Below are 10,864 nucleotides of genomic sequence, written 5' to 3' on the forward strand. Positions count from 1 at the left end.
AGCCGGAGACAAAGGGGACCGCTATCTCTTCTCCAGAATCATTCCGCCCGCTCCTCTACTTTTGTTGTTTTTAGTTACCTTGTCAAACCATTCCGCCATTATCTCGTATGGCTCGTAGGAGCCTTTCCTTAGAATCTTCCAAGTGTAATCGAATGACCTGCTTTATATCACTAGTTTGGCCACCTTTAAGTGCATCGACAATTTGTTTGTGTTGATCTTGCGCCACCTTCACCATTTCACCGGTTACTATGGAAGACTTCATTGTAATATACCGATAATTCATCGTTCTCAAATATATATCAATGTTGTTTTTATTTTGACCAAGCTCCATAAATTCCAAATGAAACTCCAAATTAAAATCGGCCTTTAGGTAATCGTCCAACGGATTTGAAATCACCTTTTCGGCGGATAACCTTAATATTTCCTCCATTCTAAAAAGCCCTTGCTTTAGGGTGTCTTTATTAAGATCATTGAGTTTATCGATGACCCATAATTCCAGCATCAAACGCGTATCCATAATCTTCAATACATCCTGATCATTTATCGCTACCACGAATGTGCCGACCTTAGAAATTGTTTTGACTAAGCCTTCCATTTCGAGACGATTTAATGCATCCCTTACCGGAGTCCTGCTTACACCCAATTGATCTGAAAGTTCAGGAATAGAAAGCTTCTGGTTTGGGTCAAATTTTCGGCGAATGATACTTTCCTTCAGGAGTGTATATGTCTTATCCCACAAATTGGACGTATCTATTTTTGGTAAACTCATTGTCTTGCCACCTTTATTTCTTTGTTGTATACAACATATAATATATAATAAACACCTTTTATTCATACGTCAATGATATTATTTCCAATTTTTCTGGAACCTTTTTGTACAATTTAATCGATAGGCTCCAGATCATTTCTCTGAAGACAGCTTTATCTTTTTCTTGCGAAACCAGATATACATCAGCAAACTTACAGGGGCTGTATATTCAACCCCGATAGCGAATTTTGCAAGCCATCCTTCCATGATGCCATTCTGATTAAAGGTAGGCATGATTAGAAAGGTGCCAAAGGCCAGAAGGAAACAGAGCACACGCAAAGAATTGCGATGATCCTCCATGTTAAGCAGCCAACTTGTGCAAAATGCGAATGTATAAAACGTGGGAATCCAAGACAACGAGAACATGAATATATAAAAGGATATAAAAACAACTTCGATCCGTTCAATGAATTTAAATTCAATGTTTTTAAGAACGGAAACTACGGGTTCGTTATATTCCTTAATTTCGTTTGGGTTGAAATAAACGAAACAGATAAGGGTGATCAGGAGAAACACGAGCATCGACATTGTATTAGAGATTGCAACACCGACCGCAGCTTGCCGCTTATGCAGCAGAAATGGATATAAGATCAATGTAATTCCTGTCCCGCTAAAAGAGAGGAGGGTTGCTTCCGCTGCATTGAATACAGGCAACCAACCTTCTTTGAGTACAGGCAGCAGATAGAGCCACTGAGCGTCTTTAAGCGTTAACAAATAAGCGAACGGTATCCACATGGAAATAAAAAAAACAAGCTCAGCGTATCGCCCTATGATGCGAAATCCATTAAGAGCAATGGTATAAGTGGGAATCAGCAGCAAGCACATAATCTTAAATGCAGAGGTTTGTTGAAGGAGCCACTGTTTGATGTAGAGAATCGTTCTCGTAATTCCGACGTAGCCATATAAAAAGAAGTAAAGGGCGAGAATCACAGCTCCGGTTCTCCCGGCCCAAGGGCCACAATAATGGGCTAAAAGATCCAAGATGGTGCCATCCGGATATTTCTTCATCACCTGTACGACGATTAAATTTGCCGCCACATTGATCATCCAAACGATGAAAAGGCCGATCCAGCCATCCGTTCCGGCACGCTGTGCCAGAAGCTGAGGAAGGGCTAGCAAGCCTACGCTCATTTGAGCACCGGAAAGGATACAAATGAATTGCATAAGGGTTATCTCATTATGAGCATATTTTTTCAATTCATATCCCCCTTCAACTTCTTCCCATCAGACTTACTTGACGGGTCCCATTGCATCAATCGTTACTTTTAGCTTAACACGAATGTCCGCAGTAGAAAGGGCTTTGCCCCAATTGCTTTTCGCCTTCTTATATTCGTCATATTCGAAGGCTCTGGCATTCAGGCCAAGTCCGATCGGATCAATAGCATGCTGTTGTATTTTCTTGATCAGGTTATCGAATTGCTTTAGCATTTGTTTGCTAATTTTTTGCTCAAGCTCTGGAGCGTTTTTCTCTACATCGTGGGGAAAAAGCATTTCGTATAGGCTGATTTTCATTCTTATATGGATATCGAAACGGAATTTACCTTCTTTGGAGGAGGTTAGTGCTTTCGTTTCAGTTTTTGTTTTATCGGTTGAAAAGCTGATTTTGTCGGTATGGAACGGGCCTCTCTTGGACTCCCCGGGAATGGTAACTGTTATACTGGCTGATTTTTCAACCTTATTTTGCAAGATCCGGAGGAGAACTGTTTCCGCAGCATCTAAGGAAGCGACATATTTTCCTTTATGATTCAAAAGCGCCGTTCCGTCCAGTTTAATATTTTTGCTGGCGTCCAGACTAACCTCTGATATGGCAGGGGTTATTCCTTTCTCGTACATCTGTCGGTGCAATTCCTGTACACTCGTTTTTACTGTTTCTGCTTTACTACTCTTTGTATCCACCATTCCGCGCAGTAGAATAGGAAGAAGCGGTTGATCCTTGGGATTCAAGTAGATGATCTCCTCAAGAGGGCCGTCATATACGAGGACTCGATCCGAAACTGTGTTTTTGGAATCACGGAATAAGACATCCATCATCTGAAACCAGTCCTCCTGCATAAGCATACGTTTACCGATCAGAAAGACTTGATAGTTCCTGCCTGAAAAAACACCTGCCGAATGTGCATCTTGTTCGGATCTTGACTTACGAAAAGAAGGTGCGTGCACCTCCGTTTCCTGCGTCTTCTTCTTTACATTTTTGTCGAACACCGGAAATGTCGAGTACATGATCGGCTCATTGTCTTGCCCAAGATCCAAACCGAGTGTCAAGGGAATCGAGGCATTTTCCATATCCAACCGATCATTGCAGCCTGGGAGAATGGTCAATAAGGCGAAGAGCAGGACATACTGCGGCAGTTTGTTCATAGACCATCCCCCGTTTCCATGGTTACTGATCGTCACTTTACAACACCCATACTTTCTATACGCACTTTGACAGTTACGTTAATGACCGCCTGCGATAGCGCTTGTCCCCACTGATCTTCAACTTTTTTGTAAGGCTTGTAAGCGAACGCTTGCGCATAAATGCCTAGTCCGATCGGATCAATGTGATGGGATTGAAATTTGCTGATGAGGCGCTCAATTTGCTTTTTTAACTGCTCGGCAATTGCCTTCTCCAGTTCAGCAGAATTATTTTTCACATCGTAGGGAAACAATCGTTCTGTCAATACAACAGAGAATTGGATAGCCAAATCGAATCGAAACCTATCATCGTGAAAGTAGGTTTTAATTTGGGCATTTGTCTTATTGGTGTTAAAACTTAATTTGTTAGTATTGAGCGGACCTCGTTTGGGATGCCCAGGAATTGTAAGTGACAGGCTGACCGGCTTGTTGGCTTTATTTTGCAAAATTTGCATCAGAATGGTCTCTTGCGCATTCAGGGAATCGGTATATTTACCCTGATGATCCAGTAGGGCTGACCCGCTTAATCTAATTTCATGATCCAACTGAACTTCAGCGATAGCGGGTGTTTTCCCTTTTTCAAATCGCAACCGATGCATATCTTGAAATGTTGTTTTTACGGTTTCAGATCTTTCGCTCTTCGTATCCACCATACCCCGAAGCAGCAAAGGGAGGAACGGTTCATCCTTTTGATTCAGATAAATGATTTCGGACAGCGGGCCATCGTACATGATTAGTCTGCAGGTTAGGGGGTTTTTCGCATCTCGGGAAAAAACGTCTAGTATCCTAAACCAGTCATCATGCTCCACAAGACGCTTACTGACAAGCATCACAAGTACCTTTCTGCCTTGAAAAACGGCAGGCCAATGGGCGTCCGATTGTTGTCTTGTCTGTCCCAGCGTTTGAGCGGTGACGTCAAGCTTATAGGTTTTCTTCTGGGCACTACTGCTGAATACAGGGAGCGCAACATAGGTGTGCAAGTTGTTCTTCTCGTCGAGATCAAAACCGGCCAGAAGCGGGAACGCGGCATCCTCGAGATCCAATCGATCATTGCATCCTGAAGTGCTTATCATGACGGCAATAATCAGGAGATGTATCCAGTGTTTGTTCATGCTTTCTTCCTCTGAGAGAAACGGTCAAGCAGCCAGATACACATGAGCAAGATGATGGGAAAGACATATTCAACGCCGATGCCGACTCGGAGGAATAGACGCTCCATATTTTCATTTTGATGTAAGCTAGGCATGAAAAAGCAGGAACCTACAGCGAGCATAAGCCATAGGGCACGGAAGTGATTACGCTCACTCTGCATTCCTGTCAGCCAATTAGTACAGTATGCGCACATATACAGGGCAGGAATCCAACCCAGTGAAAATATTAACAAATAGAACGCAATATAGATGACCTCAATCCGTTCTACAAATTTGAATTCAATGATTCTTAATACATTGATCGCAGGTTCATTGTATGTATCAATTTCGTCAGGACTGAAATATACGTAGCAAACCATCGTCACAAACAGATGTAAGAGCAGCGTCAGTGTATTAGAGATTGTCATGGCTTTAGAAGCTTGCCGCTTATTCTGTATAAATGGGTACAAAATAAATGTCGTAACAAAGCCCAGAAAGCAATAGAGCCCAAACGGAACACCTGCGCTTATAGGTCGCCATCCTTCCCCCGCTATGGGAAGCAAATGAAGCCAGTGAGCCTCTTTCAGCGGAAGTAAATAAACAAATGGAATCCATAACGAAAGGAGATAAGTAATCTCTGCATATCTGCCTATGATTCTTATCCCCGAAATAGCGATTACATACGTGGGGATCAGCAGCATCAGGATAATTAAATAGGCAGACGTTTGCGGTAAAAGCCATTCTTTCGTAATTAGTGTCGTTTGAATAAGGCAGCTGTATGCAAAATAAAGGAGATAAAGAAAAAGCACGATCGCAGCCGCTCTCCCTGCCCACTTGCCCCCATACCTCGTTAACAGATCCAGCAAAGTACCGTCTGGTTGTCGACTCATCACCTTAATAACAGCCAAGCTTGCAATCACGGTAATAAACCATCCGATGATCAGCGAGATCCATCCGTCCGTGCCTGCATGTTCGAATAATATTCGCGGCAGCGCGAGAAAAAAGACGCTCACTTGCAGGCCTGAATTTATCAGGATATATTGCAGGCTGGTAATCTTATTGTTCGCAAATCCACTCATTCCCCATCACCTTTTGGACGATTATTTCCCTGCCTAATGGTTTGTATCGCTTTGGTTGACACTGGGCGTTTGCGCATGAGCCAAACCGGCAATCGCACGAATGCATCCTTCCATTCAACAAAGCGAATCGGTGCGAGCGGAGTACTATAAGGGGTTCCGAGCGACTCAAGTGAAATGAGATGTCCAATCATGGTCATCATGCCAATAATGATGCCTACAAACCCGAACATGGCAGCCGCAATCATCATGGCAAAGCGGATGAGGCGAATAGCTGCGACCATGTCATAATTGGGAAGGATGAAAGAAGCAATAGCGGTAAAAGAAACGACAATTACCATGATATTGTTGATGAGTCCCGCTTGTACAATCGCTTGTCCGATGACAATGCCGCCAACGATCCCAACAGTTTGCCCGACTGGAGCAGGTAAGCGTATGCCTGCTTCACGCATCATTTCCAGGGTAATCTCCATAATGACCGCCTCTACGAATGGAGGAAACGGAACCCGTCCTCTGAACTCCCCAATGGTGAGCAGCAGCTTCACGGGTATGATCTCAAAATGATAGGAAATAACGGCAATATAGAACGCCGGTAAAAACACAGCAATGAAAAAGGCGAACATTCTTAATAGACGAATAAAAGTAGCAATCGACCAGCGTGTGCTGTAGTCGTCGACGCTTTGGAAGAAGGAAGTGAAGGTTGCAGGACCAACGATTACACTAGGAGAGCGATCCACGACGACAACAATTCTTCCTTGCAAAATTTGTGAAGCGGCTGCATCCGGTCGTTCTGTCAATATAAATTGGGGAAAAGGTGAGTAGGGATTATCCTCAATATATTCCGCCAGTTCACCGGTATTGATGACGGTATCGACATCTAATCTAGCAATCCGGTCTTCTAACTCCTGAAGAACCTCTGGATGTGCGACATCCGCCAGGTAGAGAACGGATAAGATGGAATTGGATCTTCGTCCTACGGTGAATTCCTTTATTTTCAATTCCCTGTTGGAAATATAGCGCCTGATTAAGGCGATATTTTGAGAACCAGTCTCGACAAAGCCTTGATGCGCGCCTTTTATTGAAGCTTCGATGGAGGGATCTTCGATGGCACGCTGCGGCCAACCTTGCGTATCCAAGGCATAGGTCTCCAAACGCCCATTCACAAAAAGCACGCTGCGCCCTTGCAAGATCGAGTTCTCGATCTGCCCCCATGCGTTCAATTTTTGAATTTGACCAATCGATAACCGGAAACTGCCGTCGGGGTTGGTTATTTCGGAATCGTATTCAAGTGGACGTAACACATTATTGTTAATCGAGCTTTTATCGACAAGTCCCTGCAGATAAACGAGCGCTGCTTGCTCCTCTGTATGTTTGATCGTAAGTTCTCGTACAACGAGATCAGGAGTCAGCGTGAAAATTTTGTTCAGATCCGCTAAGTTCTGTGATAAAGACAGCCCAATGAAATCGTTAGAATAATTCTGAGGTTTTGCTTGCGGAACTGTGCGGTACTTTTTCATTAAGAACCAATTCGAGTATCGCATCGTGGATGACTCCGTTCTCCATAATTATTTATACATATTGTGTTCTGAGTTGGTAAAATTATTCAAACTCTTTCCTAATACAGGTTTATCGTTGAATACTAAGGTTACTCAGCAGGATAGGATGGTAGTGGATTTCGATTCGGTTAGAAATCATTTGAAACCAAACATCGGTTTTGTGATTTTTTTTATGAATCGACGATCTTGCTTTAACTTGTGCCAATCAACAAATGCAAAAAAAACAGCGTTTAACTTATCCAAAGTTAAATACTGTTCTTACTTTTATGTATCGGAGGCCTTTCCAATTTCTAACTGCAATTTCAGCTAGATTTGAAAATTAATATGAGAATTGATAATTCCACTTGAATCCGCCGTAACAACTGATAGCTTGTTAACCCCCTTTTTCCACAGCTTTTATTGTTAATAAGAGCCTGCAAAGGAACGACTTTCTCATTTAGATAAATAGTTGCATCCGTCTCAAGTTGGATACGACGATATTTATTCACTTTCCCTTCAGGATTATGAATGAATATTTCCATAGCCCGAGGGAGTGTCGCGGGCTGACGAATAACAAGGGTAGTGCCAAGATCTTGAGAGGTTAATCCCGTATATTGACTACTATATTCTTTAATTAATTGAGGTGCTCTTAAGACTAAATCGGCCAAAATTTGTGCCCAGGCGAAGTAACGAATAGCCAACCGGTTAATCATATTAAAAATACTTTCAAATTCGAATACTCTTAGAGCTTGAACAATTCCTACTATAATTTTGCTGAACGGTAAAGAAATATGACCAAGATTAATATTATATTTTTTACCAAGGAGACTAATACTAAATTTAAGCGGGAAACCGAGACTACCACTTAGTTTTTTTAATAAATGATTGGTAAGACTATCAAGCGTTAATTGTAAAACTGCGTTAAATTATGCTCTTTGAAAGAGTCCAATAAGATTTTCGCATCCAACTTCCACGAGCCCAGGGCTCTGTTTATCTCAGATAAGTTATTACTTTCAAGAGAACTACGAATACGATTTAGCGCAGTACGAATGTTCCCCTCTAACTTACCTACAAGCATATCTTTCACCTTTCTAGGCGAACTCCTATATACTGGATCCTGATTTAATAATCTTTTTGCTTCATTAACGAATAGTCCTACGAGCGTTTGTAGTGATATGTTGTTCGAAAGATTAATCAAATCATCTCTCATACCTTTGACCAAACCTTGTATCTGCACAAGAAAACTTGCGACTTGTTTTTTAATAAAATCAAGTACAGAAGCTATAATTTCACGTATCATTGTAGAACCAAAGTTAAGCATTGGATCTAACATGTGTTTTGCAATATTTTTTGTAAGATTAACTACCTCGTTTTCTTGCGGTATCCACAACGGATTATTAAGGTTTGTCATATATTGTTCCGTTCTACCCGCTCCTATCGGCGTAAATATTTTTTTCGCACTGCCGTATATATCTTTTGAGATAACCGGCCTTCTTAGTATTTGACCTATCGCTTTTAATGCCACTTTAAGGGAACGAAAGTAAATATCACCAAAAATAACAGTTCCATTTAACCACGTAGTAAGCTGATTTTCGGATAATTGTTCAGCAGCTTGAATGAGTTTGTTTGGAATTTGTTCTTGAACAACTGTCAAAATCGCCTCACTAAGATAAATTAATGGTCTTCCTATTAGTGGAAGTAATGCTGACGATACTCCTTCCATCAAAACCATTCACTGATCTTCATTCGAAATATTCCCATTTATTAAAGAGGTCAAAACATGGTCGGTTACAATAGTAGTCATTGGAAACAGAGCCGATTGTATCAATATCGATATTTCTTGCTGTCCAGTAAAACGTTGTCCAATCCTATTTTTTAGATTCGCGCTAAGTTGCCTTTCCAAAATTAACGATAGATCCGAGCGGATATATTCTATATAAATATCCTCTGGTGAGATTGACTCCGGAAGGTAGTTGAGCAGCAAACGTACACGTTCAGTTGGTGATTCACTGAAAAAAAATTTAGTATATAGTTGTTCAAGGAAATACGGTACGTCAGTTTCTCGGTCCAGTAGCGACGATAACGGTTCTCCTAGTAGATAATTTTTCAAATCATTTAGTGTAAGTTCTTCACTCTCAGGTTTCTGTAGCTGTGTGTAAATCCATGATCTAACTCTTTCCGGAATCGGAGAAGTCACCTTCGGCTCTCCATAAAAAAAAGAAGTACCATCGGCAAAACTTCGTGACAACACCTCTAGTAAAGTTAAACATGCCCACAGTGCAGAGATGTTTTGCAACCAACTGTTGATTATATTGGCATGTATACGAGGTGTAATTTGATTTGCATTTTGCACAAATTTCTGAGTATATGATCTCAACTCTTTTGCTTCCATTGGTGTCGTCTCGATTAATCGTAATAATGATAAGACATCTCCTGAGGACCTCAAATTACTATTATTAAGTAGATTTTGTATAAACGTACCTGTAGATTGAGAAATTCTCCGTAAAATCCACCACTGTCCTTCTCCGATAAATATTTCTATAACTGACCTTCGTATTTCATAAGCCGGATCGGATGAATTATCATAATGTTTTAACCTAAACCCTAGTTCATAGGAGAGTCGAAAAACGTTTCGAAACATAAATTCAAGTTGGAAAAAGCTGTCTCTCGATAAGCCAAGTTTCTTAACTTCGCGTAAAACCTCATATATAAAAATGTCGGAGAGACGTTGTACTACTCTTCGGAGGGAGTCTATATTTGCCTTTAAGTAACAGCGATAACCTCCTCCAACAATGAATCCATATCCCGCATCACACACCAATTCAAATCCTTCCGCTCCAAAAATATCAAATGTCGCGATTAAATCAGCATACGCCATTACTGCAACTGCTAATTGCCCATACAGTACGCCTTCTATTTGTATCTCATCCATGATTGTTTTAAATAATTGTCCCGCTGGACCGCTCATTTCCGGCCTTTGTGTTACACGGTTGATAATTTGTCCGACCGTTAAATCTGATTCAAGTCCAATAGCAACAGCAGCCTTTAGAACGGCATGGACCCTTGTAGCTAAACCAATCTCTTCAAAAAAATTTAACGGTGTCTGCAATTGAACGATAAGACTACCCTCTAATGTACCTTTAATAAAAAAGTCAAGTTTTGCCCATTTATTTAATGTTAGGCTTATTCTTTCCCCTACAGCTCCCACGACTTCAATGCCTTCGTTTATACCACGCCTATGGATAGAACGTGCCAATAAAAATCATCTCGTTAGGATTTATCGGCATACAAATTTTTATCTCCTTCCTACATAAATCCAGGTTATTTACTATGGTAGGGACAAAATGAAGGCCGTTATTATTTTGAACACATCTCCTATATATGAATGATCCAATTAATAATGACCGAGTCCAGATTAGATAACTCCTGTTCCTGCAAGAGAGGAGGGTACGTGACGGATCCATCTTTTTTGACTCCACGATCTAGAGCACACACAGCTGATGTTTGCGATTGAAATAGATGACGCGGCCATGTTGTTAGGCACAGCCGCTATGTTCACTTGTATCATCTTACACATTCCACTTTCTTTTTGAATTTAAATATTAAGCAACGACTATTACATTAATTACGATATTCCAATGCTGCTATCGATCAACTTGGCATTGTCCAGCCCTGAGCTGTTGGTTATTCCTAAGCGAAGCCGTTCTGAATATGATCGTGATCGCAAGTGCCTGATTAACCAGAATTCCTCGAAATTCAACATGATCACCTATAAAAGCCGCGTCTATCTCTTTATCGCCGCCATATCCTTGTCCCCTCTCCATCGCAATATATTCTATCAAATCGTTCTCCCAATATTCTCTCAAACTTCGCCAATTTCTGTCGAAAAATAGAAAAGCAGAGAGAATGTCTTCTCCCTGC

At 41.2% G+C, this 10,864-nt stretch carries 10 protein-coding genes; all 10 read right to left on the reverse strand.

Going from position 1 to position 10,864, the window contains the following annotated elements; all coding sequences use genetic code 11:
• Positions 1 to 82: 82 nt before the first annotated feature.
• Positions 83 to 769, reverse strand: a complete 687-nt coding sequence (locus BM210_RS29745) for a GntR family transcriptional regulator (RefSeq protein WP_177238081.1) — start codon at positions 767 to 769, stop codon at positions 83 to 85.
• Between the two features lie 132 nt (positions 770 to 901).
• A complete protein-coding gene (locus tag BM210_RS29750) occupies positions 902 to 2,005 on the reverse strand; it encodes a GerAB/ArcD/ProY family transporter (RefSeq protein WP_091176166.1) in 1,104 nt (367 codons plus the stop codon).
• Between the two features lie 33 nt (positions 2,006 to 2,038).
• Positions 2,039 to 3,166, reverse strand: coding sequence for a Ger(x)C family spore germination protein (locus BM210_RS29755; RefSeq protein ID WP_091176167.1), 1,128 nt, complete (start codon positions 3,164 to 3,166; stop codon positions 2,039 to 2,041).
• A gap of 32 nt (positions 3,167 to 3,198) precedes the next feature.
• A complete protein-coding gene (locus BM210_RS29760; RefSeq protein ID WP_091176168.1) occupies positions 3,199 to 4,314 on the reverse strand; it encodes a Ger(x)C family spore germination protein in 1,116 nt (371 codons plus the stop codon).
• The gene (locus tag BM210_RS29765) at positions 4,311 to 5,411 is read right to left on the reverse strand and encodes a GerAB/ArcD/ProY family transporter (RefSeq protein ID WP_091176170.1); all 1,101 of its coding nucleotides are present in this window, start codon (positions 5,409 to 5,411) and stop codon (positions 4,311 to 4,313) included. The genes BM210_RS29760 and BM210_RS29765 overlap by 4 nt, the downstream gene beginning before the upstream one ends.
• Positions 5,408 to 6,949 (reverse strand): spore germination protein, encoded by a 1,542-nt coding sequence (locus BM210_RS29770; protein WP_091176171.1) that lies wholly within the window; start codon positions 6,947 to 6,949, stop codon positions 5,408 to 5,410. The genes BM210_RS29765 and BM210_RS29770 overlap by 4 nt, the downstream gene beginning before the upstream one ends.
• A gap of 317 nt (positions 6,950 to 7,266) precedes the next feature.
• Positions 7,267 to 7,656 (reverse strand): hypothetical protein, encoded by a 390-nt coding sequence (locus BM210_RS29775; protein WP_091176173.1) that lies wholly within the window; start codon positions 7,654 to 7,656, stop codon positions 7,267 to 7,269.
• Between the two features lie 191 nt (positions 7,657 to 7,847).
• Entirely contained in the window at positions 7,848 to 8,675 is an 828-nt protein-coding gene (locus tag BM210_RS29780; RefSeq protein WP_091176174.1) for a hypothetical protein, read from the reverse strand.
• Complete coding sequence (locus BM210_RS29785) at positions 8,676 to 10,199, reverse strand: hypothetical protein (RefSeq protein WP_091176176.1); 1,524 nt, start codon at positions 10,197 to 10,199, stop codon at positions 8,676 to 8,678. It lies immediately after the preceding gene.
• A gap of 388 nt (positions 10,200 to 10,587) precedes the next feature.
• Positions 10,588 to 10,785: a hypothetical protein gene (locus BM210_RS29790; RefSeq protein WP_091176177.1), complete on the reverse strand. Its 198-nt coding sequence runs from the start codon at positions 10,783 to 10,785 to the stop codon at positions 10,588 to 10,590.
• Positions 10,786 to 10,864: the final 79 nt, after the last annotated feature.

Source organism: Paenibacillus sp. 1_12 (genome assembly GCF_900114475.1).
Taxonomy (GTDB): Bacteria; Bacillota; Bacilli; order Paenibacillales; family NBRC-103111; genus Paenibacillus_S.